The 24,601-nt window shown below is 64.1% G+C and carries 19 protein-coding genes, 1 tRNA gene and 3 rRNA genes; 20 read left to right on the top strand and 3 right to left on the bottom strand.

Annotation, left to right across the window (positions count from 1 at the left end):
• Window positions 1-344 precede the first annotated feature (344 nt).
• From CJ179_RS22745 to ehuA, 15 genes are all read left to right on the top strand, one after another.
• Window positions 345-548, top strand: a complete 204-nt coding sequence (locus CJ179_RS22745; protein WP_005248460.1) for a cold-shock protein — start codon at window positions 345-347, stop codon at window positions 546-548.
• 141 nt (window positions 549-689) lie between these two features.
• The gene (locus CJ179_RS22750) at window positions 690-1,274 is read left to right on the top strand and encodes a hypothetical protein (protein WP_072938019.1); all 585 of its coding nucleotides are present in this window, start codon (window positions 690-692) and stop codon (window positions 1,272-1,274) included.
• A 137-nt stretch (window positions 1,275-1,411) separates the two neighbouring features.
• On the top strand, window positions 1,412-4,333 hold the full coding sequence (gene topA, locus CJ179_RS22755; RefSeq protein WP_072938018.1) for a type I DNA topoisomerase: 2,922 nt from the start codon (window positions 1,412-1,414) through the stop codon (window positions 4,331-4,333).
• Between the two features lie 52 nt (window positions 4,334-4,385).
• Window positions 4,386-5,600: a DNA polymerase III subunit delta' gene (locus CJ179_RS22760; protein ID WP_072938016.1), complete on the top strand. Its 1,215-nt coding sequence runs from the start codon at window positions 4,386-4,388 to the stop codon at window positions 5,598-5,600.
• Window positions 5,601-5,631: 31 nt separating this feature from the next.
• A tRNA-Thr gene (locus CJ179_RS22765) sits at window positions 5,632-5,704 on the top strand.
• A 98-nt stretch (window positions 5,705-5,802) separates the two neighbouring features.
• Window positions 5,803-6,240, top strand: a complete 438-nt coding sequence (locus CJ179_RS22770; RefSeq protein ID WP_072938015.1) for a DUF2752 domain-containing protein — start codon at window positions 5,803-5,805, stop codon at window positions 6,238-6,240.
• Between the two features lie 42 nt (window positions 6,241-6,282).
• Window positions 6,283-6,405 carry a hypothetical protein gene (locus tag CJ179_RS52790; RefSeq protein ID WP_005248443.1) on the top strand — a complete coding sequence of 41 codons (123 nt, stop codon included), beginning with the start codon at window positions 6,283-6,285 and terminating at the stop codon, window positions 6,403-6,405.
• Between the two features lie 48 nt (window positions 6,406-6,453).
• A complete protein-coding gene (locus CJ179_RS22775; protein ID WP_072938013.1) occupies window positions 6,454-6,651 on the top strand; it encodes a hypothetical protein in 198 nt (65 codons plus the stop codon).
• 537 nt (window positions 6,652-7,188) lie between these two features.
• Window positions 7,189-8,706, top strand: a 16S ribosomal RNA gene (locus tag CJ179_RS22780).
• 328 nt (window positions 8,707-9,034) lie between these two features.
• A 23S ribosomal RNA gene (locus tag CJ179_RS22785) occupies window positions 9,035-12,167 on the top strand.
• Between the two features lie 137 nt (window positions 12,168-12,304).
• Window positions 12,305-12,421, top strand: a 5S ribosomal RNA gene (rrf, locus tag CJ179_RS22790).
• The 16S, 23S and 5S rRNA genes sit together here, the layout of an rRNA operon.
• 227 nt (window positions 12,422-12,648) lie before the next feature.
• Window positions 12,649-13,533: an ectoine/hydroxyectoine ABC transporter substrate-binding protein EhuB gene (gene ehuB, locus CJ179_RS22795; RefSeq protein WP_095863580.1), complete on the top strand. Its 885-nt coding sequence runs from the start codon at window positions 12,649-12,651 to the stop codon at window positions 13,531-13,533.
• A 22-nt stretch (window positions 13,534-13,555) separates the two neighbouring features.
• A complete protein-coding gene (gene ehuC / locus CJ179_RS22800; protein ID WP_095862970.1) occupies window positions 13,556-14,287 on the top strand; it encodes an ectoine/hydroxyectoine ABC transporter permease subunit EhuC in 732 nt (243 codons plus the stop codon).
• Window positions 14,284-14,928: an ectoine/hydroxyectoine ABC transporter permease subunit EhuD gene (gene ehuD / locus CJ179_RS22805; RefSeq protein ID WP_072947317.1), complete on the top strand. Its 645-nt coding sequence runs from the start codon at window positions 14,284-14,286 to the stop codon at window positions 14,926-14,928. The genes ehuC and ehuD overlap by 4 nt, the downstream gene beginning before the upstream one ends.
• Window positions 14,929-14,947: 19 nt before the next feature.
• Window positions 14,948-15,709 carry an ectoine/hydroxyectoine ABC transporter ATP-binding protein EhuA gene (gene ehuA / locus CJ179_RS22810; protein WP_095862971.1) on the top strand — a complete coding sequence of 254 codons (762 nt, stop codon included), beginning with the start codon at window positions 14,948-14,950 and terminating at the stop codon, window positions 15,707-15,709.
• Between the two features lie 8 nt (window positions 15,710-15,717).
• Here ehuA and CJ179_RS22815 read toward each other — a convergent pair whose 3' ends face one another.
• Complete coding sequence (locus CJ179_RS22815; RefSeq protein WP_072947319.1) at window positions 15,718-16,722, bottom strand: bile acid:sodium symporter family protein; 1,005 nt, start codon at window positions 16,720-16,722, stop codon at window positions 15,718-15,720.
• An 83-nt stretch (window positions 16,723-16,805) separates the two neighbouring features.
• Here CJ179_RS22815 and CJ179_RS22820 point away from each other — a divergent pair, with 83 nt between their 5' ends.
• On the top strand, window positions 16,806-17,666 hold the full coding sequence (locus CJ179_RS22820) for a LysR family transcriptional regulator (protein ID WP_072947320.1): 861 nt from the start codon (window positions 16,806-16,808) through the stop codon (window positions 17,664-17,666).
• Window positions 17,667-17,705: 39 nt separating this feature from the next.
• Here the strand turns inward: CJ179_RS22820 and CJ179_RS22825 are convergent, their stop codons facing one another.
• Complete coding sequence (locus tag CJ179_RS22825; RefSeq protein WP_072947321.1) at window positions 17,706-19,283, bottom strand: hypothetical protein; 1,578 nt, start codon at window positions 19,281-19,283, stop codon at window positions 17,706-17,708.
• Between the two features lie 313 nt (window positions 19,284-19,596).
• On the opposite strand from CJ179_RS22825, the gene CJ179_RS22830 reads away from it, so the two are divergent.
• Complete coding sequence (locus CJ179_RS22830) at window positions 19,597-20,979, top strand: MFS transporter (protein ID WP_095862972.1); 1,383 nt, start codon at window positions 19,597-19,599, stop codon at window positions 20,977-20,979.
• Window positions 20,980-20,982: 3 nt separating this feature from the next.
• Here the strand turns inward: CJ179_RS22830 and CJ179_RS22835 are convergent, their stop codons facing one another.
• The gene (locus CJ179_RS22835; protein ID WP_072947322.1) at window positions 20,983-22,674 is read right to left on the bottom strand and encodes a CdaR family transcriptional regulator; all 1,692 of its coding nucleotides are present in this window, start codon (window positions 22,672-22,674) and stop codon (window positions 20,983-20,985) included.
• 179 nt (window positions 22,675-22,853) lie between these two features.
• Here CJ179_RS22835 and CJ179_RS22840 point away from each other — a divergent pair, with 179 nt between their 5' ends.
• The 3 genes from CJ179_RS22840 (at window position 22,854) to CJ179_RS22850 (ending at window position 24,595) form a co-directional block, all read left to right on the top strand.
• Window positions 22,854-23,300 carry a heme-binding protein gene (locus tag CJ179_RS22840; protein ID WP_072947392.1) on the top strand — a complete coding sequence of 149 codons (447 nt, stop codon included), beginning with the start codon at window positions 22,854-22,856 and terminating at the stop codon, window positions 23,298-23,300.
• A 154-nt stretch (window positions 23,301-23,454) separates the two neighbouring features.
• Window positions 23,455-24,174 (top strand): TenA family transcriptional regulator, encoded by a 720-nt coding sequence (locus tag CJ179_RS22845; RefSeq protein WP_072947323.1) that lies wholly within the window; start codon window positions 23,455-23,457, stop codon window positions 24,172-24,174.
• Window positions 24,175-24,238: 64 nt separating this feature from the next.
• A complete protein-coding gene (locus CJ179_RS22850) occupies window positions 24,239-24,595 on the top strand; it encodes a Rieske 2Fe-2S domain-containing protein (protein ID WP_087559799.1) in 357 nt (118 codons plus the stop codon).
• The last annotated feature ends 6 nt before the right edge of the window (window positions 24,596-24,601 follow it).

Here is a 24,601-nt window from a genome sequence, read left to right on the forward strand (position 1 = left end):
ACCTGCGCATTTGATGATAACGAGTGCCCCTTCGGGCCTGTCGCCCGGGGTGTCGCGACGCCGTCGCTAATGCCCAGTTCCGTGCCTGTTCGCTACAAGATCAACTTTTTGTGTGAATTGTTCGGATTTCGACTGTTGCGTTCCCGGAGTTCATGGTTGACTACAACTGGTCGCAGCTTCTGTGTTCGTAGGCTTGAAAGAGTGAACGTTCGCAGGATCGATGTTGCGAACGCGGTGCTCTGCTTTTCCTGAGGGGGAAATCTAGAAGTACAGCGGTCGGAACCGGCCCGGCGGACTGTATGTGCTGTCCGCCGAATCCGGTGGTTAGAAAGAGAAGGAAAAGCATGGCACAGGGCACTGTGAAGTGGTTCAACGCGGAAAAGGGCTTCGGCTTCATCGCACCCGAAGACGGCTCCGCTGACGTCTTCGTTCACTACTCCGAGATCCAGGGCAGCGGCTTCCGCACCCTCGAGGAGAACCAGCGCGTGGAGTTCGAGGTCGGCCAGGGCACCAAGGGTCCCCAGGCAACCGGCGTTCGCGCAGTCTGATTCTGCCGTTCACGTTCGTGAACACGTAAATCAGATAGGCGGGGTCCTCGTGGCCGCGTCTGATTCGTCCCCCATCGCCTGAGGCGGTGGGGGACGAGTCGTTTTCACGGCAACGGTGCCGTGGCAAAAGGGGGTACTTCAGTGAGCCAGCTCTCCTTCTTCTCTGCGGAGGCGATGCCGCCGGCGATCACCGATCTGTGTGGTCTTCTCGCGGCGACGGGCCAGGTGGTCACGTCCGGCGGGCGGGCGCGCATCTCCATCGTGGTCGACGCGCAGTGGCGGGCGGAGGCGATCGCGGAGCTGATCGCGCAGGCCGGACTCGAGGTCGAGATCACGCGGAGCGACGAAGGTAGTCCCCTGGTCCGCACCGCGTCCGTCGTCGACCTGCGGCCTCTCGCGGACCAGTGGACGAGGGGAGCGGTCAAGGCGGTGCCCTCCGGCTGGGTGCCGTCGGGGCGTCAGCTGAGGGTGTGGGCGCTGGCGTCGGGTAGGGGTGAAGCGGAGGGCGAACGGTTCGTCCTCGGACTCGATCCGCACGCCCCGGATACCCACGCGCCGTTGGCCCAGGCCTTGATGCGGTCGGGCATCGCGCCGACGCTGATCGGCACCCGTGGGTCCGGTCCGGGTCTCCGGATCTCGGGTCGGCGTAGGCTCGGCAGACTCGTCGAGAGCATCGGCGAGGCTCCCGGAAATGTGGACGACCGTACCGGTTGGCCCCACGTGTAGGGCCGCGTAGACGGTACTGATCTGCGAGGATGGGTTCCGGGTATGTCACTCTAGTAATAGGCGAACCGGGTATAAAAGGGTTTGTCTGCACAACTGTCGAGTGGCAGCGATCGACTTCAGGAAGGCTCGGGCTTCACGTGGCTAAAGGGGACAACGGCAGTGCACAGGGTGCGGCGGGAGCGTCCGGCCAGCCTCGCCGCCTCGTGATCGTCGAGTCGCCGACCAAGGCCCGCAAGATCGCCCCGTACCTCGGAAAGAACTATGTCGTCGAGGCGTCGGTCGGCCACATCCGCGACCTTCCGCGAGGAGCCGCCGACGTCCCGGCCAAGTACAAAGGTGAGCCGTGGGCGCGGCTCGGCGTCAACGTCGACCAGGACTTCGAACCTCTCTACGTGGTCAGCCCGGAGAAGAAGTCCAAGGTCACGGAGCTGAAGAGCCTCCTCAAGGACGCCGACGAACTCTTCCTCGCCACCGACCCCGACCGCGAGGGCGAAGCGATCGCCTGGCACCTCCTCGAGACGCTCAAGCCGAAGATCCCGGTTCGCCGGATGGTCTTCCACGAGATCACCGAGCCGGCCATCCGCGCGGCGGCCGAGGACACCCGCGAGCTCGACACCGACCTGGTCGACGCGCAGGAGACCCGCCGCATCCTCGACCGTCTGTACGGCTACGAGGTCAGCCCCGTGCTGTGGAAGAAGGTCATGCCGCGGCTGTCGGCAGGCCGCGTGCAGTCCGTCGCGACCCGCGTCATCGTGCAGCGCGAACGCGAGCGGATGGCGTTCCGCTCGGCCTCCTACTGGGACATCTCCGCCACTCTCGACGCCGGCGCGGACGCCAGCCCCCGCAGTTTCGGGGCGCGTCTGGTGACCGTCGACGGGTCCCGGGTGGCCTCCGGCCGCGACTTCGGTTCGGACGGACAGCTGAAGACGAGCACCGTCACGGTTCTGGACGAGGCGCGGGCGCAGCGCCTGGCCGAGTCCCTCGCGGGTGTCGATCTCACCGTCTCCTCCGCGGAGAGCAAGCCGTACACCCGCAAGCCCTATGCACCGTTCATGACGTCGACGCTGCAGCAGGAGGCGGGCCGCAAGCTGCGGTTCACGTCCGAGCGGACCATGCGCATCGCGCAGCGGCTGTACGAGAACGGCTACATCACCTACATGCGTACCGACTCGACGACGCTGTCGTCGTCGGCGATCGCTGCCGCCCGGGCGCAGGCCACCGAGTTGTACGGGGCCGAGTATGTGCACGACACTCCGCGGCAGTACACCCGCAAGGTCAAGAACGCGCAGGAGGCACACGAGGCGATCCGCCCCGCCGGCGACGTGTTCCAGACCCCCGGTCAGCTGCATTCGCGCCTCGACACCGACGAGTTCCGTCTGTACGAGCTGATCTGGCAGCGCACCGTCGCGTCGCAGATGGCCGACGCACGGGGCACGACGCTGACGCTGCGGATCACCGGAACCGCGGGCACCGGCGAGGAGTGCACGTTCTCGTCGTCGGGCCGCACCATCACGTTCGCCGGCTTCCTGAAGGCCTACGTGGAGAGCGTCGACGAGGAGGCCGGCGGCCAGTCCGACGACGCCGAGTCCCGTCTGCCGGTGCTCGTCGAGGGCCAGGCGGTCACCGCCACCAAACTCGACCCCGACGGCCACACCACCAACCCACCCGCCCGGTACACCGAGGCGAGCCTGATCAAGACCCTCGAAGAGCTGGGCATCGGCCGCCCGTCCACGTATTCGTCGATCATCAAGACCATCCTCGATCGCGGATACGTCTATAAGCGCGGCAGCGCGCTGGTCCCGTCCTGGGTGGCGTTCGCCGTCATCGGCCTTCTCGAGATGCACTTCGGACGGTTGGTCGATTTCGACTTCACCGCCGGGATGGAAGACGACCTCGACGCGATCGCCGGTGGTCGCGAACAGCGAGGCAACTGGCTCAGCAGTTTCTACTTCGGCGGCGATCACGGAGCCGAGGGTTCGGTGGCCCGTGAGGGCGGCCTGAAGAAGATGGTCGGCGTCAACCTCGAAGAGATCGACGCCCGCGAGGTCAACTCGATCCGGCTCTTCGACGACGCCGAGGGGCGGGAAGTGCACGTCCGCGTCGGACGGTTCGGTCCGTATCTCGAACGGATGGTCCAGAACCCGGACGACCCCGAGGGCGACCTCATCTCCCAGCGCGCCAACCTGCCCGACGACCTTCCGCCGGACGAGTTGACACCGGAGTACGCGGAGAAGCTGTTCTCGACGCCGCAGGAGGGTCGCAAGCTGGGCGTCGACCCGCTGACCGGGCACGAGATCGTCGCGAAGGAGGGCCGCTTCGGCCCGTACGTCACCGAGATCCTGCCCGAGCCGGAACCGGAGCCCGAGCCGGCCGTGGTGCCGGTGCCCGACGAATCGGCCGACGGGACGACCAAGACGAAGACCGCTGCTGCCAAGAAGGCACCCGCGAAGAAGGCGGCGAAGAAGGCCACCGGCCCGAAGCCGCGGACGGGCTCGCTGCTCAAGTCCATGGACCTGGCGACGGTGACCCTCGACGACGCCCTCAAGCTGCTGTCGCTGCCGCGTGTGGTGGGTGTCGATCCGGAGTCGAAGGAGGAGATCACCGCGCAGAACGGCCGCTACGGCCCGTACCTGAAGAAGGGCACGGACTCGCGGTCCCTCGCCAACGAGGACCAGATGTTCACGGTGACCCTCGACGAGGCGCTGAAGATCTACGCGGAACCGAAACGTCGCGGACGTCAGGCCGCCGCCACACCGCCGCTGCGTGAGCTGGGCGTCGACTCGGTCAGCGAGAAGCCGATGGTGATCAAGGACGGCCGGTTCGGACCGTACGTCACGGACGGTGAAACCAACGCCAGCCTCCGCAAGGGCGACGAGGTGGAGTCCATCACCGACGCTCGCGCTTCGGAACTGCTCGCGGATCGGCGTGCCCGCGGCCCCGTCAAGAAGAAGGCCGCTGCGAAGAAGGCGCCCGCCAAGAAGGCTGCGAAAAAGACCGCCGCCAAGAAGGCACCCGCCAAGAAGGCCGCCTCGACGAAGGCCGCGGACAAGAAGGCGTGAGCCGGTACCGCGGGCCGGTAGGGATGTCGCACGTGCCGGTTAGGCTGGCGCGATGACGGTATTCGACCGGTTGGTGGGCCAGGAGGACGTCGAGTCCGAGCTGACGGCCGCGGCGACTGCCGCCCGTCGTGGAGTCGGCGAGATGGGCTCCGCGATGACGCATTCGTGGCTGTTCACCGGCCCGCCCGGCTCGGGTAGGTCGGTGGCGGCGCAGTGTTTCGCCGCCGCCCTGCAGTGCACGAGCGACGGCACACCCGGCTGCGGCGCCTGCCACGCCTGCACCACCGCGATGGCCGGCACCCACGGCGACGTCCGGCAGGTCGTCCCCGAGGGCCTGAGCATCAGCGTCAAGGAGATGCGCGCCATCGTGCAGACCGCCGCCCGCCGTCCCAGTACCGGGCGCTGGCAGATTGTCGTCGTCGAGGACGCGGACCGGCTCACCGAGGGTGCGGCCAACGCGCTCCTGAAAGTGGTGGAGGAGCCACCGGACCGCACCGTGTTCCTGCTGTGCGCGCCGTCCGTCGACCCGCAGGACATCTCCGTGACGCTGCGGTCGCGCTGCCGGCACATCCATCTCGTGACGCCTTCGGCCGACTCCATCGCCAAGGTCCTGCGCGAGCGGGACGGCCTGGCCCCCGAAGACGCGCAACTGGCGGCCTCGATCAGCGGCGGCCACGTCGGGCGCGCCCGGCGTCTCGCGACGGATCTGAACGCCAAGGTGCGTCGGAAGGACGCGCTCGATCTGGCGGTCGCGGCGCTGCGGCCGGCCACCGCGTTCGCCGCAGCGGAGGAACTTGTGCGTTCCGCCGACGCGGAGGCGAAGGAGATGAGCGCCGCTCGGGACGAGCAGGAGACCGAAGAGTTGCGCACCGCTCTGGGCGCGGGCGGTACCGGTAAGGGTGCGGCCGGAGCCCTCCGTGGTTCGGCAGGCGTGCTGAAGGATCTCGAGAAGCGCCAGAAGTCCCGGGCCACCCGCACGGGCCGCGACGCACTCGACCGCGCACTGATCGATCTGGCCGGTCTCTACCGCGACGCGCTCGCCGTCGCGTGGAAGTCGAACGCCGCCGCGAATCACCCGGACATGGCCGATCGAGCCGCCGACCTCGCGTCGCGAACAACCCCGGAAGGCCTTCTGAAGTGCATCGAAGCCGTCCTGGAGTGCCGCGAGGCGATCACCGTCAACGTCAAACCGCAGTGGGCTGTCGACGCCATGGTGGCCAGTCTCGGCGACGCGTTCAGGGAGCCGTTTTCGCATACTCGGGGTTGAGGCGCTAGACTCGCCACCGCCGAAAGGCACCGCTGCCTTAGCTCAGTCGGTAGAGCATTTCACTCGTAATGAAAAGGTCGAGAGTTCGATTCTCTCAGGCAGCTCAGCGGTCCTCTGGCCCTTCCCGATCAGTCGGGAAGGGCCAGAGTCGTCTCCGGGGTCCGATCCACCGCAGACCGGAAGAATCGGGAAGACTGGACGGGTGGACACCCAGAGTGGAACTCCGGCGACGCGGGCGGTCGGTCTGCGTGCACTCGGAGCACCCGCCGCTGTCGCCGCCGGCGCCGTGGTCGCGACCGCCGTCCTCCACTTCCGGGATCCGCATCAACCGGGTTCGTACGGTTTCTGTCCCGTCTACGCCCTGACCGGGTGGTGGTGCCCGGCCTGTGGCGGGCTGCGGGCAGTGCACGACCTGACCAACCTCGACCTCGGCGCGGCCGTCGCCGGCAATGTTCTGATCGTCCCGTTCATCGCGGTCATGGTTTTCGCCTGGATCGGCTGGGCACGTCACCGCTGGCAAGGACGACGCGACCGCGTCTTCGTGGTGGGACCGCGAGTGACAGTGGGTGTGCTCATTGTGCTTGCGGCGTTTACCGTCACCAGGAACACATCTTGGGGAAGCTGGCTCGCGCCGGTCTGACACCTGGTCGCCGCGGGCACGAAACAGAGAGTCGGTTCACAGATGGCAATGCAGGTCTTTTCGTTGATCGCGATCCTGGGCGCGCTGATCGTCCTCATTCCGACCGCGCTGCGAGTCTTCGGCAAGAGCGACAACGTGAAGGCGCCGGACGAGACCGAGGAGTGATCGTGTTGCACTCTCGACAACCCATCGCCGCACGACCATGATTTCGATATGAGCGATTCGCTGAAGGACCGGGTGCGCGAGAAGCTGTTGCGTCAGCTGGCCGAGGACGGGGGGCACCCGGTCCAGGAGGCGGAGGGGGACGACCCACGATTGGTCTCCATCGACTCCGACCTCGCGACGTTGGAACAGGCATCGGAGGGAGATCTGGTGATCGAGGAGCTGGCTGCCAAGTACTGGGTGCCCTGAATCGGCCGAATAGCGACGTTGACCTGGCGATTTGGTGTTCTCGTTTCCCTTCGCGTAACTTATTCCAGGTCAGAGCGACACGGACACCGACCCCGGCCGGAAGGCGGGGGACACGAGGTTGGACGAAGGCGCCTGGTAAATCGGAAGTTCACCGCCGTGTATGGTGGTGCTTCAATCCCGGTTTGATCTTGATCAGCGTCACGGCTTGCGCCGGTGAGGCTGGTAGGATAAGATGGAACGGTTGCCCCGGAGAGGCTGAAGTTGATACTTCGGCAGTGATGGTGTGCGCGTGTTCTTTGAGAACTCAACAGTGTGTCGATGAATGTCAGTGCCAAATGTTTTTGGTACTCCGCATCACGGATTGCTTTCGGGGCCTTCGGGTTTCGGGGTGTGTGGTGTGGGTATTTGCTGGCTTCCCTCCTTCTTCCGTCGGTGGGGGGTCAGTGTTTGATAATGCTAGTTTGAGTTTTTGATCGCTAGTGATTTGACTCGATGTCTATGACTGATTAACGGGTTCGCCTGTGAAATCTAGAGTCTTCAACGGAGAGTTTGATCCTGGCTCAGGACGAACGCTGGCGGCGTGCTTAACACATGCAAGTCGAGCGGTAAGGCCCTTCGGGGTACACGAGCGGCGAACGGGTGAGTAACACGTGGGTGATCTGCCCTGCACTTCGGGATAAGCCTGGGAAACTGGGTCTAATACCGGATATGACCAAGGACTGCATGGTTTTTGGTGGAAAGGTTTACTGGTGCAGGATGGGCCCGCGGCCTATCAGCTTGTTGGTGGGGTAATGGCCTACCAAGGCGACGACGGGTAGCCGACCTGAGAGGGTGACCGGCCACACTGGGACTGAGACACGGCCCAGACTCCTACGGGAGGCAGCAGTGGGGAATATTGCACAATGGGCGAAAGCCTGATGCAGCGACGCCGCGTGAGGGATGACGGCCTTCGGGTTGTAAACCTCTTTCAGCAGGGACGAAGCGAGAGTGACGGTACCTGCAGAAGAAGCACCGGCTAACTACGTGCCAGCAGCCGCGGTAATACGTAGGGTGCAAGCGTTGTCCGGAATTACTGGGCGTAAAGAGTTCGTAGGCGGTTTGTCGCGTCGTTTGTGAAAACTCACAGCTCAACTGTGAGCCTGCAGGCGATACGGGCAGACTTGAGTACTGCAGGGGAGACTGGAATTCCTGGTGTAGCGGTGAAATGCGCAGATATCAGGAGGAACACCGGTGGCGAAGGCGGGTCTCTGGGCAGTAACTGACGCTGAGGAACGAAAGCGTGGGTAGCGAACAGGATTAGATACCCTGGTAGTCCACGCCGTAAACGGTGGGCGCTAGGTGTGGGTTCCTTCCACGGGATCTGTGCCGTAGCTAACGCATTAAGCGCCCCGCCTGGGGAGTACGGCCGCAAGGCTAAAACTCAAAGGAATTGACGGGGGCCCGCACAAGCGGCGGAGCATGTGGATTAATTCGATGCAACGCGAAGAACCTTACCTGGGTTTGACATATACCGGAAAGCCGTAGAGATACGGCCCCCCTTGTGGTCGGTATACAGGTGGTGCATGGCTGTCGTCAGCTCGTGTCGTGAGATGTTGGGTTAAGTCCCGCAACGAGCGCAACCCTTGTCTTATGTTGCCAGCACGTAATGGTGGGGACTCGTAAGAGACTGCCGGGGTCAACTCGGAGGAAGGTGGGGACGACGTCAAGTCATCATGCCCCTTATGTCCAGGGCTTCACACATGCTACAATGGCCAGTACAGAGGGCTGCGAGACCGTGAGGTGGAGCGAATCCCTTAAAGCTGGTCTCAGTTCGGATCGGGGTCTGCAACTCGACCCCGTGAAGTCGGAGTCGCTAGTAATCGCAGATCAGCAACGCTGCGGTGAATACGTTCCCGGGCCTTGTACACACCGCCCGTCACGTCATGAAAGTCGGTAACACCCGAAGCCGGTGGCCTAACCCCTTGTGGGAGGGAGCCGTCGAAGGTGGGATCGGCGATTGGGACGAAGTCGTAACAAGGTAGCCGTACCGGAAGGTGCGGCTGGATCACCTCCTTTCTAAGGAGCACATCTCCAGTAGGAGATCAACACAGGTTGATTTCTCCTCTGGCAGAGACTGTTTCGTTCCCACATGTGGAACGGCAGACGCTCATGGGTGGAACACTGACACATTTTCCCGCGTATCGGTCGATCTGATGATCGGCCGGCGGGTGATATATCGATGCACTGTTGGGTCCTGAGAGAACACGCGAGTGTTTTTTCCAGGTAAGAACGACAAGCGATCATGGTGGTCATACCGGCCGGGTTTTTCCGGTGTTCGGTGGCGACAAGAACATGGTTGGTTGTGTGTTGTTTGAGAACTGCACAGTGGACGCGAGCATCTTTGTTGTAAGTAATGAAGAGCGTACGGTGGATGCCTTGGCACCAGGAGCCGATGAAGGACGTAGGAGGCTGCGATAAGCCTCGGGGAGCTGTCAACCGAGCTGAGATCCGAGGATGTCCGAATGGGGAAACCCAGCACGAGTGATGTCGTGTTACCCGCACCTGAATATATAGGGTGTGTGGAGGGAACGTGGGGAAGTGAAACATCTCAGTACCCACAGGAAGAGAAAACAATAGTGATTCCGTGAGTAGTGGCGAGCGAAAGCGGAAGAGGCTAAACCATGGATGTGTGATAGCCGGCAGGTGTTGCATTCGTGGGGTTGTGGGGTTCATCTTGTCAATGCTGCCGTGTTGGCCGACAGTAAGAAATCATTGTGTTAGTGGAAGTGGTCTGGAACGGCCTGTCGTAGAGGGTGAGAGTCCCGTACACGAAAACATGATGACTGTCGTGATGGAAACCCAAGTAGCACCGGGCCCGTGAAATCTGGTGTGAATCTGTCGGGACCACCCGATAAGCCTGAATACTCCCTGGTGACCGATAGCGGACTAGTACCGTGAGGGAAAGGTGAAAAGTACCCCGGGAGGGGAGTGAAATAGTACCTGAAACCGTGCGCTTACAATCCGTCAAAGCCTTCGCACACTTCGGTGTGGGGGGTGATGGCGTGCCTTTTGAAGAATGAGCCTGCGAGTTAGTGGCATGTCGCGAGGTTAACCCGTGTGGGGTAGCCGTAGCGAAAGCGAGTCCGAATAGGGCGTTTTAGTGGCATGTTCTAGACCCGAAGCGGAGTGATCTACCCATGGCCAGGTTGAAGCGACGGTAAGACGTCGTGGAGGACCGAACCCACTTAGGTTGAAAACTGAGGGGATGAGCTGTGGGTAGGGGTGAAAGGCCAATCAAACTCCGTGATAGCTGGTTCTCCCCGAAATGCATTTAGGTGCAGCGTCGCGTGTTTCTCACCGGAGGTAGAGCTACTGGATGGTCTAGGGGGCCCACAAGCTTACCGAAATCAGCCAAACTCCGAATGCCGGTGAGTGAGAGCGCGGCAGTGAGACTGCGGGCGATAAGGTTCGTAGTCGAGAGGGAAACAGCCCAGATCGCCAGCTAAGGTCCCTAAGCGTGTACTAAGTGGAAAAGGATGTGGGGTCGCGAAGACAACCAGGAGGTTGGCTTAGAAGCAGCCACCCTTGAAAGAGTGCGTAATAGCTCACTGGTCAAGTGATCCTGCGCCGACAATGTAGCGGGGCTCAAGTACACCACCGAAGCTGCGGCATTCACACAATGCACCCCTGCGATTCTGCGGAGTCGTGGGCAGTGGTGTGGATGGGTAGGGGAGCGTCGTGTGGCCATGGAAGCGGCGGGGTGACCCAGCCGTGGAGGCCACACGAGTGAGAATGCAGGCATGAGTAGCGAAAGACGAGTGAGAAACTCGTCCGCCGAATGACCAAGGGTTCCTGGGCCAGGTTAATCCGCCCAGGGTGAGTCGGGACCTAAGACGAGGCCGACAGGCGTAGCCGATGGACAACGGGTTGATATTCCCGTACCCGTGTGAACGCGCCCCTGGTGAATCAGTGATACTAACCATCCTGAAGCGTCCTTACGTCCCTTCGGGGGCCCTGGATGTGGATGCATGGGACCTGATCTGGTAGTAGCCAAGCGATGGGGTGACGCAGGAAGGTAGCTGAGCCAGTCAGTGGTAATACTGGTGTAAGCCTGTAGGGCGAATGGTAGGCAAATCCGCCATTCACACAGCCTGAGAGGTGACGCATAGCCGAATGAGGCGAATTCAGTGATCCTATGCTGCCGAGAAAAGCCTCTAGCGAGCTTTCACACGGCCCGTACCCCAAACCGACACAGGTGGTCAGGTAGAGAATACTAAGGCGATCGAGATAACTATGGTTAAGGAACTCGGCAAAATGCCCCCGTAACTTCGGGAGAAGGGGGGCCTCGTCCGGTGATCACTCTTGCAGTGTGAGCTGGGTGGGGCCGCAGAGACCAGTGAGAAGCGACTGTTTACTAAAAACACAGGTCCGTGCGAAGTCGTAAGACGATGTATACGGACTGACGCCTGCCCGGTGCTGGAAGGTTAAGAGGACCGGTTAGCTCTTCGGAGCGAAGCTGAGAATTTAAGCCCCAGTAAACGGCGGTGGTAACTATAACCATCCTAAGGTAGCGAAATTCCTTGTCGGGTAAGTTCCGACCTGCACGAATGGCGTAACGACTTCTCAGCTGTCTCAACCATAGACTCGGCGAAATTGCATTACGAGTAAAGATGCTCGTTACGCGCGGCAGGACGAAAAGACCCCGGGACCTTCACTACAGCTTGGTATTGGTGTTCGGTTCGGTTTGTGTAGGATAGGTGGGAGACTGTGAAGCGCTCACGCCAGTGAGTGTGGAGTCGTTGTTGAAATACCACTCTGATCGTATTGGACCTCTAACCTCGGACCATGATCTGGTTCAGGGACAGTGCCTGGTGGGTAGTTTAACTGGGGCGGTTGCCTCCCAAAATGTAACGGAGGCGCCCAAAGGTTCCCTCAGCCTGGTTGGCAATCAGGTGTCGAGTGCAAGTGCACAAGGGAGCTTGACTGTGAGACTGACAGGTCGAGCAGGGACGAAAGTCGGGACTAGTGATCCGGCACCGGCAAGTGGAAGCGGTGTCGCTCAACGGATAAAAGGTACCCCGGGGATAACAGGCTGATCTTCCCCAAGAGTCCATATCGACGGGATGGTTTGGCACCTCGATGTCGGCTCGTCGCATCCTGGGGCTGGAGTAGGTCCCAAGGGTTGGGCTGTTCGCCCATTAAAGCGGCACGCGAGCTGGGTTTAGAACGTCGTGAGACAGTTCGGTCTCTATCCGCCGCGCGCGTTAGAAACTTGAGGAAGGCTGTCCCTAGTACGAGAGGACCGGGACGGACGAACCTCTGGTGTGCCAGTTGTTCCACCAGGAGCACCGCTGGTTAGCTACGTTCGGAAGGGATAACCGCTGAAAGCATCTAAGCGGGAAGCCTGTTCCAAGATGAGGTTTCTCACCCCCTCGAGGGGGTAAGGCCCCCGGCAGACCACCGGGTTGATAGGCCAGAACTGGAAGTCCGGTAACGGATGCAGGTGACTGGTACTAATAGGCCGAGGACTTACCACAAAGAAGCTACGCGTCCACTGTGCAGTATCTGAAACAACACACGTTTCGGAACTGAAGAAGAAGAACCACCACCACCATCGGTCCAACGATGTGTGGTTGTGTCTTCGCTGATGTTCCGTGTGACAGTTTCATAGAGTTACGGCGGCCATAGCGGAGGGGAAACGCCCGGTCCCATTCCGAACCCGGAAGCTAAGCCCTCCAGCGCCGATGGTACTGCACCCGACAGGGTGTGGGAGAGTAGGACACCGCCGAACATCCGTTACCGAAAGCCCCCCAACCATGTTGGGGGGCTTTCGGCATTTCACAACACTTTCACCCACCGCAACTTGATAACGCTGCGGTAACGTCCCCCCGGTTCCCCTTTGGCAGGTCCTTCGCCTGCGTAACGTGGCCCGGGCAGATCCGTTGGGATCGTGCCGTGCGGTGCGCGTCCTCCCGGATCACCCGAGGTGACGAAGGGGAATCTGTGGTGACGAGCACGATGTCGAAACAACGTCCGGCTGTCAGAGCGGCTGTCGCGTTCGCAGGCTTGATGGTGGCCGCCGGCTCCGTCGCGGGGTGCACGAAGACCGACACCGCGAGCGGCGGATCGCTCCTCCAGCAACTGCAGGACAGCGGAACGGTGACCGTCGGTTTCGCCGGCGAGGCGCCGTACAGCTTCGAGCAGGACGGAAAGTTGACCGGCGCCACCGTGGCGTTGCACCGGGAAATCTTCGAGAACCTCGGCATCGACAACGTCGAGGGCGTGAGCACCGACTTCGGAGCCCTCATTCCCGGACTGCAGGCCCGCCGCTTCGACGTCGTCAGTGCCGGCATGTCGATCTTGCCGCAGCGCTGCGAGCAGGCAGCGTTCAGTGAGCCGGAATTCAACTACACGACCGCGCTGATGGTGCCCAAGGGCAATCCCGCGAACCTCACCGACATGCAATCGGTGCAGCAGAGCGGGGTGCGGATGGCCGCGATGACCGGGGCGATCGAGTCGGACTACGCGCAGCAACTCGGAATCGACGCGATGCAGGTGGCGTCGCCGCAGGACGGAATGGACGCTGTCGCCAACGGGCGAGCGGATGTCTTTGCGCTCACCGGGATCTCGCTGAACTGGCTGGCGCAGAACAACCCGCAGGCCCCGGTGGAGGTGACCAACTCCTTCGTCGCAGTGATCGACGGGGTACCCCAGGTCGGTGCCGGCGGAACGGTCTTCCGGAAGGAGGACACCGAGTTGCGCGATGCCTACAACGCCGAACTCGCCAAGATCACGTCCGACAAGGAGAAGTACCTGTCGATCGTCGGACCGTTCGGATTCACCGAAAAGGAACTGCCCGATCCGAACCTGACCACCGCCAAACTCTGCGGCGAGACCGGCTGATCGACGCCGGGGTCTGCTGCCTGTGAAGGAGAACATCGACGCGCTGCTGGATGCGTGGCCGAGCATCCAGGAAGGCATCGTCGTCACGCTCCAACTGACGGCGGGAGGCGCGCTCCTGGCGTTCGTGCTCGCGCTCGCTCTCGGGTTGGCTGCCCGTGCCCACAACATCGTGATCCGGGGATCGGCTCGCGCGTTCATCGAATTCTTCCGGGGCACTTCGCTGTTGGTGCAGTTGTTCTGGTTGTTCTACGTGGTTCCGCTGTTCGGCTATCTCATCGACCCGGTGCTGTGCGGGATCCTCGCGCTCGGGCTCAACTACGGCGCCTACGGAGCCGAGGTGGTCCGCGGTGCGATCAACTCGGTGCCGCAATCGCAGTGGGAGGCGGCGACGGCACTGGACTTCAGTCACTGGCAACGGCTGCGCCGGGTGGTCTTCCCGCAGGCCTGGGCCGAGATGATTCCTCCGCTGACGAATCTGCTGATCCAGCTCCTCAAGGGCACCGCGCTCGCGAGCTACATCCTTTTGCAGGACTTGACCTTCGAGATCGACCAGCTGCGGCAGACGACCGGGAACACGCTCTTCGCGTTCGGTGTGGGGCTCGTCATCTATTTCGTCATCGGCTATGTGCTGACCCTGCTGATGAACGCGCTCGAGGTGCGGGCGAAGAATCGCCTCGGCACGGGGCCGTCTCTGCGTGAAATCTTCAGTCTCGCACCGTCCGATCCACGGGGATTGGAGGCGGCGAAACAATGAGTGCACACTGGAGCTGGGACCGCGCATTCGAGGCTCTGCCCGTGCTGCTCGAGGGTTTCAAGATCACCCTGATCGCCACCGTGCTCGGGTTCCTGATCTCCGTCGTACTCGGACTCGTCATCGCGTTGATCCGGCAGGCCGCACCGCGGTGGGTGAGTGTGCCGGTCCGCGCGGTCAGCGAATTCATCCGGCTGACCCCGCTCGTCGTGCAACTGCTGTTCGTGTACTACACGTTCACGGGACTGTCTCCGCTGCAGATCGGTGTGGTGGTGCTCGGAATTCATTATTCGACGTACATGGCAGAGGTGTACCGGGCGGGGATCGAAGCGGTGCCCGTCGGTCAGTGGGAGGCGGCGCGGGCGTTGTCCATAGCGCCGACCCGGACGTGGCGGGCGATCATCCTGCCGCAGGCCATCCGTCGCGTCGTCCCGGCGCTGGGCAACTACGCGGTGTCGATGTTCAAGGACACCCCGTTCCTGTTCGCCATCACTGTGGTGGAGATGGTGACGGCCGCACAACAGTTCGGTGCCCGGCACTTCCAGTACCTCGAACCGTTGACGCTGGCGGGTGTGATCTTCCTGCTCGCCAGCTACCCGACGTCCCTGCTCATACGGCGATTGGAGAGACGTCTTGCCCGATGACGCGAGCGCAGCAACCCCGATGATCCGATTCGACGACGTCGTCAAGCAGTTCGGCGACCATGTCGTGCTCGATCACCTGGATTTTCAGGTCGAACGCGGCGACCGTGTGACCCTCATCGGTCCGAGCGGATCGGGGAAGACGACGATCCTGCGGCTGCTCATGACCCTCGAGAAGGTGAACGACGGCGTCATCTGGGTGGACGGAGCGCCGCTGACGCACGAGGAGAAGGGCAGCAAACTCGTTCCGGCGTCGGAGAAGTACGTGCGCCGGATACGACGCCGGATCGGCATGGTCTTCCAGCAGTTCAACCTGTTCCCCAACATGAACGTGATCGAGAACATCACCGAAGCGCCTATCCACGTGCTCGGCCTGGACAAGGCCGCGGCCGCGAAGCGGGCACGCGAGTTGCTCGAGACGGTCGGTCTGTCGGACAAGGAGACCGCGCACCCGACGCAGCTGTCCGGTGGTCAGCAGCAGCGGGTCGCGATCGCGCGAGCCCTGGCGATGGACCCCGACATCCTGCTGCTCGACGAGGTGACGTCGGCACTGGATCCGGAGTTGGTGGCGGACGTCCTCGACGTGCTCAGGGACGTCGCGCGCACCACCGACATCACGATGCTGATCGTCACACACGAGATGCAGTTCGCGCGGGACGTGTCGAACCGGGTGATGATGTTCGACGCGGGCCGCATCGTGGAAGAAGGCGACCCGGCCACGATCTTCACTGCGCCGAAACACGAGCGCACCAAGGCGTTCCTGAAGGCTGTACTGGCCGACTGATTCCCGGACTAGCGTGAGGTGGTCGCGAGTTCCGTGTCGTCGGCGGGAGCGCGCCGTGCCAGCCTGCCTGCCATCCACGCGCACACCAGCAACTGCAGTTGGTGGAACAGCATGAGCGGCAGCACGATCAGGCCGATCGGCTGGCTGGCGAACAGGACGGTGGCCATCGGAAGACCGGTGGCGAGGCTCTTCTTCGACCCGCAGAACGTAATCGTGATCTGATCGGCCCGGTCGAACCCGAGTCGCTTCGACCCGAACCAGGTGAGGGACAGGACGATCGCGAGCAGCACCGCGCACACCGCGAGCAGGCCGAGGAGCCGGCCGACGGACAGCGTGCCCCAGATGCCCTCGTTCATTCCTTCGCTGAATGCGACGTAGACGACCAGCAGGATCGACCCCCGGTCGACGAGCTTGAGCGGTGCGCCGTGCTTCTTCACCCACGGACCGATCCACCGTCGCACGGCCTGACCGGCGATGAACGGGAGCAGCAGCATGACGAGGATGCCGATCGCGGAGGACGCGTCGAAACCCGCACCCTCGCTCGTCATCAACAACGCCACGAGCAGCGGAGTGACGACGATGCCGAGGATGTTGGAGAACGACGCGCTGACGATCGCCCCGGGCACGTTGCCGCGGGCGATCGACACGAAGGCGATCGACGACTGGACGGTCGACGGCAGGAGGCAGACGTACAGAAGGCCCAGATACAGCGGCTGGGTCAGGATCGTCGGGACCAGCACGCGTGCGGCGATTCCGAGGAGCGGGAAGATGACGAACGTCGCCGCGAGGATGGTGAGGTGGAGCCGCCAGTGACGCAGGCCCTGCAGCGCCTCCTGTGTGGAGAGCCGGGCGCCGTAGAGGAAGAACAGAATTCCGACAGCAACCTTCGTGGCCCAGGTGAACGCCGTCAGGGCCGTGCCGTCAGCGGGGAGCAGGCTGGCGATCCCGACGGTGATCAGGATGCCGATGATGAACGGATCGAGTCTTCCGAGCAGCGGGATCTTGGTCAGCATGGTTCGACCGTAAGGAATCCGCGGATATTTCGAAAGGCGATAGTGACGTTTACTGTAATGCTGAACCGTGATAACAATGGATCATGTTCGATCCGGTTCACCTGCGGAGCTTCCTGGCGGTCGCGCGCACCAGGAGCTTCACCGCCGCCGCCCGGCGCCTGGACCTGCGGCAATCGACGGTCAGCCAGCACGTCGGCAAACTCGAGAACGCCGCCGGTCGCCGCCTGTTTCTGCGGGACACGCATTCGGTCGAACTGACGGCGGACGGCTCCGTGATGGTGGGGTTCGCGACGTCGATACTCGAGCGGCACTCGGACGCCGAACGCTACTTCACGCAGTCCGGGGTGCGCGGACGCGTCCGGTTCGGCGCGTCCGAAGATCTGGTTCTGCACGAACTCCCCCGGATTCTGGGCGAGTTCCGGCGCAGCCATCCGCTCGTGGATCTCGAACTCACCGTGGCGTTGAGCGAAGTGCTGTTCCGGCAACTGCACGAAGGCCGGCTGGACCTGGTCTTCGGGAAGCGTCGCCGAGGAGACCGGCACGGGGAACTGGTGTGGACCGACCGGTTGGCGTTTTTCGCCGCACCCGATTTCGTGCCGGACGCCGAGGGCCCGGTGCCGCTGGTGACGTACCCGCCGCCGTCGATCACGCGGGCAGCGGCGCTGGACGCCCTGGAGAAATCCGGGCGCGGCGCGCGCGTGGCCTGCGTGACGGACAGCTTGAACGGGTTGCGGGCCGCCTGCCTCGCGGGTCTCGGCGTCGTGTTCCACGCGGAGACCCTTCCACCCGCGGGGCTGGTTCCGGTGCGGATGCGTTCGCGCGACGAGTGGGGGCCCGCGGTCGACGTCGAATTCGTGCTGGAGGCCCGCCGGAGCGTTCTCAGCGAACCGGAGCAGGCGTTGCGCGCCGCCATCCTCGAGAACGCGGATCGACTGCGCGCGTGACCTCGGTGGGAGGGCTGCCCCACCGAGGCCGTCGAGCTTTCAGAAGATGAGGACGGACAGCGCTGTGGACAGCACCAGGCCGGACACCACCGGCACGAAACACTTCCGGGCGAGTTCGAGGACGGGCACCCGGGCGAAACCGGCCACCGCGATCAGCGACGACCACGCGACGAGCGTTCCGCCGCCGGACCAGATGTTTCCCATCTGACCGATCGCAGCCAGGGTTGCGGGATCCATTCCGACCGCGGGTCCGAGTGCGCCTGCGAGCGAACCGGTCAGCGGCAGGCCCGTGAAGCCGGAGCCTTCGAGTCCCGCGATCATTCCGATGGCGAGAATGCCGAACGACGTGACGAACGCGTTCTGGGGCAGGTGGGACTGTGCGGCGTTGACCAGGTCGAACAGCAACGTCGGACCGGTCGCGTCCGCGGGAAGCCCGAGAATGGCGGCGGAGAAGTCACCGTTGCCGATGAAGAAGAAGCCGGCGATCGGGATCACGATGCCCATCGCCTTGAACGCGAAGACCAGGCCGTCGATCAGGTGCTCGGACGTCGTTTCGAGGAAGCCCTTCTTGTCGTTGGTCGCGGCGGCCGCGAACAGGATGAGCGCCGCGATTCCGCCGACCATCGCTGCCGCGTCGCCGCCCTTGAGGTCGGGCACCAGGTCGGTGAATTTGCCGACCATGAGGTAGACGATGAACGCCAGATACGCGGTGGGCACGAGCACCGCGAAAGTCTTTGCGGCGCGGATGCTCTTGAACGTGTCGTCGATGACCTGCCGCGCCGACGCCGTGACGGGTTCGGCGAGGACCGCCGTCGACGTCTGCGGAGCGGTAGTCGTCGCCGCCTCGGCCGGTGCGGGACCGGTCGTCGTCCCGCCGCCGGTGGGGGCCGCACCGCCGTCGGGGGCGTCGCCGACGGGCTTGCCGAAGTCGCTCTCCGCGCGTGACTCCCAGTCGGTGAGCAGTTCCGGCGCGGGGCGGCGCATGTGCCTGCGCTGCGTGACGTAGGCGATGACGAGCGCGGTGAGGCCGACGATCAGGGACATCACCAGGGCGCGGTCCGCGACGACGTCCGGATCGACGCCCGCCGACTTGGCCGACAGGCCCGGCGCCACCTTGATGATGTAGTCCGAGGACAGCGCCATGCCCTGCCCGCAGATGGCGATGGCCATGCCGACGGCCATCGGGGGAAGGCCGGCGCGAATGGCGACGGGGATGAGGACGGCGCCGATCAACGGAACCGCCGGGGTGGGCCAGAAGAACAGCGAGATCGTGTAGGTGACGACGGCCAGGACGATGAAGCTGCTGGTGCCGCCGCGCATGACGCGCCGGAACGGGGCGACCATCAACCTGTCGGCGCCCATCTGCCGGAGGGCGCCGAGCATTGCGGTCACCAACGAGATGATGAGGAAGATGTTGAAGAGCTCGCGGGCGGCGACGAGGCTCGCGTTGAAGATCGACGCGAGACCGGTGACGAGGCTGTCGGAGAACACGAACGCGGTCAGGAACGTGCCGATGACGGCGGGGACGACGATGTTCTTCCGCATGAGCATCGTCCCGAGGATGACGACGATTCCTCCGAGATACACCCAATGTGCGGCGGTGAGACTTACATCCACGGTGCGCCCCTTCGAAATAGGTACAGACTAGTGGCACTAGTCACAGTGCAGTGATACTGCGCGGGGCGTTTTCCAGGGTCAACGTCCAGAGTGCACATCGATAACCAGCGTATTTGTGCATTGTGCCCGGCATTTTTCCGCAGGATTGCTTGTTGTCACGCGTAAGTAAAGGAATGCTCGGGAGAGGCCCTTTCCCGGAATCTTGTGTTCATAATTAGGATTGCCTAACCAAATTTGAGGGCGGGCGTGTCAAGGGTTGCGCGGCGAGAACGGGCATCGCCGAAGCGCGAATTCTCGGATGAAAGTGGACTCTATGATGACGGCGATCGGTCAGGCGCGGAGCGCAACCGCGAGTGAGGAACGAGGACCGGGCACGTCGCCCGCGCTGGCGGCGCTGCTCGCCGGAACGTTCGTCGGCACGGTCAGCAACAACATCGTCAACGTTCCGCTGAACGCGATCCTCACGGACTTCGACGCCGGACTCGGTGGCGGCATCTTCGTCGTCGTCGGATTCCTCCTCACATTCGCGACGACGATGCCGCTGGCCGGGTGGATCGGGGACCGGTTCGGTCGCAGGCGCGTGTACTGCGCCGCCCTGCTGGGGACCGCGGTCTGTTCCCTCGGCGCGGCGCTCGCGCCGTCGCTGCCTGCGCTCGTGATCTGGCGGTCGCTCGGCGGGATCGCGGCGGCCGCGTTCGCGCCCGCGGTCATGGGGCTGATCGCGTGGCTGTTCGGACCCGCGCGGCGGGCGAGCGCCGTCGGCGCGTGGGCGGCGGTGAACGGCATCGGTCAGGCGGTGGGTCCGTCCATGGGCGGAGTCGTCAGCGACTGGTGGGGCTGGCGGTGGGCGTTCGTGCCACTGGTGCCGGTCGCCCTGATCGGATTCGCCGCGACCCTCCGCTACATCCCGAGATACCCCGGCAAGAAGATGCGGCTCGACGTGATCGGGGCGCTCACCGTCACACTCGGGGCGGCCCTGCTGATCCTCGGTCTCACGACCGTCTCGCAGGAGCAGGTGCCCGCCTGGGCCAGCATCGCGACCATCGGCCTCGGAGTCGCCGTCATTGCCGCGTTCGTGATCCACTGCAGGCGGGCGGCGAACCCGTTCGTGCCCATCGACCTGGTGATCGAATCACGTTTTCTGCGTAGCGCTCTCGCCGCCTTCACTCAAATGTTCGCGCTGGGGGCAGTATTGCTCGCGCTTCCGCTCTACCTGACGGGCTCGGGCAGTTCGACCACGCAGGCCGGGCTGATGCTCTTCGTGCTGCCGGTCGTCATGACGTGCGTGGCACCCGTCGTCGGGCGTCTCGTCGACAGGATCGGGGCCCGGGTGGTGATGCGATCCGGTCTGGCCGTGTTGATCGGTAGCCAAGTGGCACTGGCGATCACGTTGTCCGCCGACGTCCGGAACCCGGTCGCGCTCGGAGCCGTACTCGTCGTCGCCGGACTGGGAATCGGCATGGTTCAGACGCCCGCCGCGGCCGGTTCGACCCGGTCGCCCGCGGGGGCCGTGGGGACGGGTCTGGGACTGTTCAACCTCATCCGCTTCGGCGGTTCCGCCGTGGGCGCCGCCTGGGTCGGCGTGTCCGCACACCTGGCGTCCGATCCGTACGGGCTGCTGTTCGTAGTCGCCGCCCTCGTCGTCGTCGCAGGATTGGCCGGGACCTTCATCGGCGAAGACCCGGTGGCCGCGTGAGGTCTAGCGAGTCACGATCTCGTTGTTGACCGTGTCCTGCACCTGGGAGAGCAGATCGAGCCGGAGCGCCAGCCACAGCGTGAACTGGTTCTCCGGTTCCCGGATGTCCATGCCGATGAGCCGCGACGTGCGGTCGAGCTTGGCGATCATCGTGTTCCGGTGGATCCGGAGCCGCCGCGCGGCGGCGTTGATGTTGCCGCCTTCTTCGAGATAGGCGAACAGCAACTCCTCGGTGTCGGCGTGCGAATTCGACGCCCGAAGGGGGCCGAGAACGTCGCGGATGAGCCGACGGCTCTCGTCGGTGTCGGTGGCGCGGGCGAGCACGCTGAACCCGCGCAGGTCGTTGTAGGCCACCGAGCCGGACAGCCCGAGCCGCTGGGCGATACCCAGGGTGATGCGGGCCTCGCGGTAGCTTTCCCCGATGTCGCGGGCGCCCGCCGCCGGGCGACCGTGGGCAACGGGAATCCGCTGGCCCAACCGGGTTTCGAGATCGAGCGCCATGGCGTGCGCGTACTCGCCGATCTCCGAGTCGACGCCGGGGGCGCCGGCGGAACTCAGGGATCGGATCACCACGAGCACGTCGCCGATGACGGTGACATGAGAACGTACGCCCGGACGGGGGAGCACGCCGGCGGCGTAGCGAGCCAGCCGGACCATGCTCGCGCCGGGTCGTCCCGCCGCCCGATCGACGAGACCGGGAGCGACGAACACGATGTAGTGCAGGTCCAGATCGATCTCGTGCAGTGCGGCCCGGGTGCGCAGGTCGTGGTCGTTGGCGAAGTTGCCGTGCACCAGGGCCTGAACGAAGTCGCCCCGGGCCCGCTCCTCGGCCTCGTCCACGCTCCGCTGCCGGAGCATCTCGGTGCCGATGATCGTCCCGGCCTGCTCGACGACCACCCGGTGCTGCGCGATGTCGTGCCTGCGCGGGTTGGCCCCGGGCACGATGACGACGACCCAGCCCTCGTAGCGGCCTGCCAGTTGCATCGCCCCGGCGACCGCCGTCGTGGGGGCGAACAGTCCATCCGGATGCTCCAGGCGGATCACGTGCACGTTGTGCATCCGTGCCGGTGGCGATTCCTCCAACCGCGGCAGGGCGTCGGCGAGCGCGTCGAGCAGCGCGACGGTGCCCGCGTCCTCGGCGTCCGGAAGTCCGGCGTGCGCGAGGAGGCGTCCCCGGACATCCAGAGCGACCGCGACGTCCGAGGTCAGCGCCGCGACCTCGCGGATCAGCATCGGCAGGCCCGCCCCACGGTGCAGCAACCCCGCGAGCGACTGATGCACGGTGAGCGCATAACGCATCACGTGCGCTTCCTGGGTGAGTGCGCGCTCGGCGAGGAGTCGGTTGAGCGCCGTGAACCCTACGGGAAATCCCAGTTCCACGACCGTCAGTCCGGTCGGCCAGGTGATGCCTACGGGCGCCGACCCGTCGACCAGGAGGACGCCGGCACCCCGCGCCACCAGCGACTCGAGTTCGCGTCCGGGTGCGGACAGGGTTTCGGGCCGGGTGTAGACGGCGACCTCGGCGAGCGAGTCGGGCCTGCTCATCACCTCACCCCACGGCAGGCACCACGTCACCGGGCCGCTCAGGGCGTCCGTGCCGGACAGCACCCGGGCCGACGCGAGCAGTGGCTCTTCGAGCAGGCCGCGCAGCGACAGTCGCTCGTCGTCCGCGTTCGGCGTCGTGGTGTCGTCCACTACGGACCTCCTCGGCTGGAGTCGAAAGGTGCAGTATGGCGGAGCGCGCACCTGCACTGCCTATGCACTATGCCCTGATTTCACGGAAATTGCCGGATAGTTTGACCATGGTTCCGCCGGCGATGCCGGTGATAGAAATCGGTGCATCACTTCCTCCCGAATACGCAACGGAGAAGACCATGCATCAGGTTCACCGCATCACCCTCGACGACGCACTCCCGCTGCTCGCCGCGGGACGCGCGAAGGCCGAGGAAATCGGCGTCAAGCAGACCCTGTGCGTCTGCGACGACGGCGGCAACGTCCTGGCCCTGCACCGACTGCCCGGAGCGCGCCTCACCGGAGTCGACATCGCGATCGCCAAGGCGTTCACCGCGGCCGGCCACGAGCGGGCCACGCACCTGTTCAACGAGGCCCCGGACGGCCCCGCTCTGCCCGGGAACGAGGCATTCGGCATCAGCCACATGCTGCCGGGCAAGTTCGCGGTGTTCGTCGGCGGATTCCCCCTCGTCTTCGACGGCCAGATCGTCGGCGGCATCGGGATCAGCGGCGGAAACGGCAAGCAGGACAAGGCGGTCGGAGCGGCGATGCTGGCCGAGTTCGAAGCTCTCGCGGTAGTGCGCAACTGACAAACTTCCCGGTGTGCCGACAACGTGCACATCGAAACCGTTCCGTCGCAGTCACTTCGACCGTGGTCGCCCCGATCTCGAGTCGATACCGTCGAATTCACTCCAGTCGGAGCATTCCCCAACCATCTCATACCCGAGGAAGACGAGGCACATCATGACCGAACTACTGGGCAGGGACGAATTCCGCACAGCTCTGGAGAACGCCATCAAGGGCCGCGAGGCGAAGAACGCGTCGTTCAGCAAGGCCTGGGCCGAGGGCAAGCTCGAGAAGCACCACTTCGCGCGGTGGGCGGAGAACCACTACCACTACGTCGGTCCCTTCGCCGACTACCTCGCGAATATCTACTCGAACACCCCCGACACCTTCACCAATGCAAAGGATTTCACCCTCCAGAACATGTACGAGGAGGAACTGGCCGACATCCGGCACACCGACCTCCTCATCAAGTTCGCCGAGGCGTGCGGCACCACGAAGGAACGCGTCGAGGATCCGTCGAACATGAATGCGATCACCCGCGGATTGCAGTCCTGGTGCTACGCGGTGTCGCAGCGTGAACACTTCGTCGTGGCCACCGCCGCACTCGTCGTCGGACTCGAGTCGCAGGTTCCGAGCATCTACAAGAAGCAGATCGTCCCGCTGCGTGAGGTGTACGGGTTCACCGAGGACGAGATCGAGTTCTTCGACCTGCACATCACGTCGGACGTCGTGCACGGTGAGCGCGGATACCAGATCGTGCTCGACCACGCGGACACCCCGCAGCTGCAGCAGCGTTGCCTGCAACTCGTGCAGTGGGGAGCCGAGATGCGCTTCTCGTACACGAAGGGTCTCTACGACACGTACGTGGCACCGGACCTCACGCTCGCGACCGCCTGACCGTGCGAAGGGAGGGGCCCGGACCGGGCCCCTCCGGACGCAGGCCGCCCGACAGGAGAGAACGATGGAGACGAACTGGACCCGGCTGGTCACCGTGCGCGAACTCGGCCGCCGCCGGAAGCTTCGAGTCGAGGCCGGGGACACCGCGATCGCCCTGTTCCAGACCGACGACCGGATCTACGCCTTCCGTGATCTGTGCGTCCATCAGGATCGGTCGCTGGCGAAAGGCACGCTGCTGCACGGGCGCGTCATCTGTCCGGGCCACCAGTGGGCGTTCGACCTCGACACCGGCTACGAGGAAGACCAGGACCTGTGCCAGCCGACCTACGCGGTGAAGGTCGAGGACGACGTCGTCTACGTGGATCTCACCCGCAGCCCCGATTACGCCGAGACCGCGACTTCGCCGGCCGAAGTCGACTGAGAGAGC

This window comes from Rhodococcus sp. ACS1 (assembly GCF_002300155.1).
GTDB lineage: Bacteria > Actinomycetota > Actinomycetes > Mycobacteriales > Mycobacteriaceae > Rhodococcus_F > Rhodococcus_F koreensis.

Coding starts and splice junctions, on each gene's coding strand:
- CJ179_RS22745 (WP_005248460.1), top strand. CDS start 345: ATGGCACAGGGCACTGTGAAGTGGTTCAACGCGGAAAAGGGCTTCGGC.
- CJ179_RS22760 (WP_072938016.1), top strand. CDS start 4,386: ATGACGGTATTCGACCGGTTGGTGGGCCAGGAGGACGTCGAGTCCGAG.
- CJ179_RS52790 (WP_005248443.1), top strand. CDS start 6,283: ATGGCAATGCAGGTCTTTTCGTTGATCGCGATCCTGGGCGCGCTGATC.
- CJ179_RS22775 (WP_072938013.1), top strand. CDS start 6,454: ATGAGCGATTCGCTGAAGGACCGGGTGCGCGAGAAGCTGTTGCGTCAG.
- ehuB (WP_095863580.1), top strand. CDS start 12,649: ATGTCGAAACAACGTCCGGCTGTCAGAGCGGCTGTCGCGTTCGCAGGC.
- ehuD (WP_072947317.1), top strand. CDS start 14,284: ATGAGTGCACACTGGAGCTGGGACCGCGCATTCGAGGCTCTGCCCGTG.
- ehuA (WP_095862971.1), top strand. CDS start 14,948: ATGATCCGATTCGACGACGTCGTCAAGCAGTTCGGCGACCATGTCGTG.
- CJ179_RS22815 (WP_072947319.1), bottom strand. CDS start 16,722: ATGCTGACCAAGATCCCGCTGCTCGGAAGACTCGATCCGTTCATCATC.
- CJ179_RS22820 (WP_072947320.1), top strand. CDS start 16,806: ATGTTCGATCCGGTTCACCTGCGGAGCTTCCTGGCGGTCGCGCGCACC.
- CJ179_RS22830 (WP_095862972.1), top strand. CDS start 19,597: ATGATGACGGCGATCGGTCAGGCGCGGAGCGCAACCGCGAGTGAGGAA.
- CJ179_RS22840 (WP_072947392.1), top strand. CDS start 22,854: ATGCATCAGGTTCACCGCATCACCCTCGACGACGCACTCCCGCTGCTC.
- CJ179_RS22845 (WP_072947323.1), top strand. CDS start 23,455: ATGACCGAACTACTGGGCAGGGACGAATTCCGCACAGCTCTGGAGAAC.
- CJ179_RS22850 (WP_087559799.1), top strand. CDS start 24,239: ATGGAGACGAACTGGACCCGGCTGGTCACCGTGCGCGAACTCGGCCGC.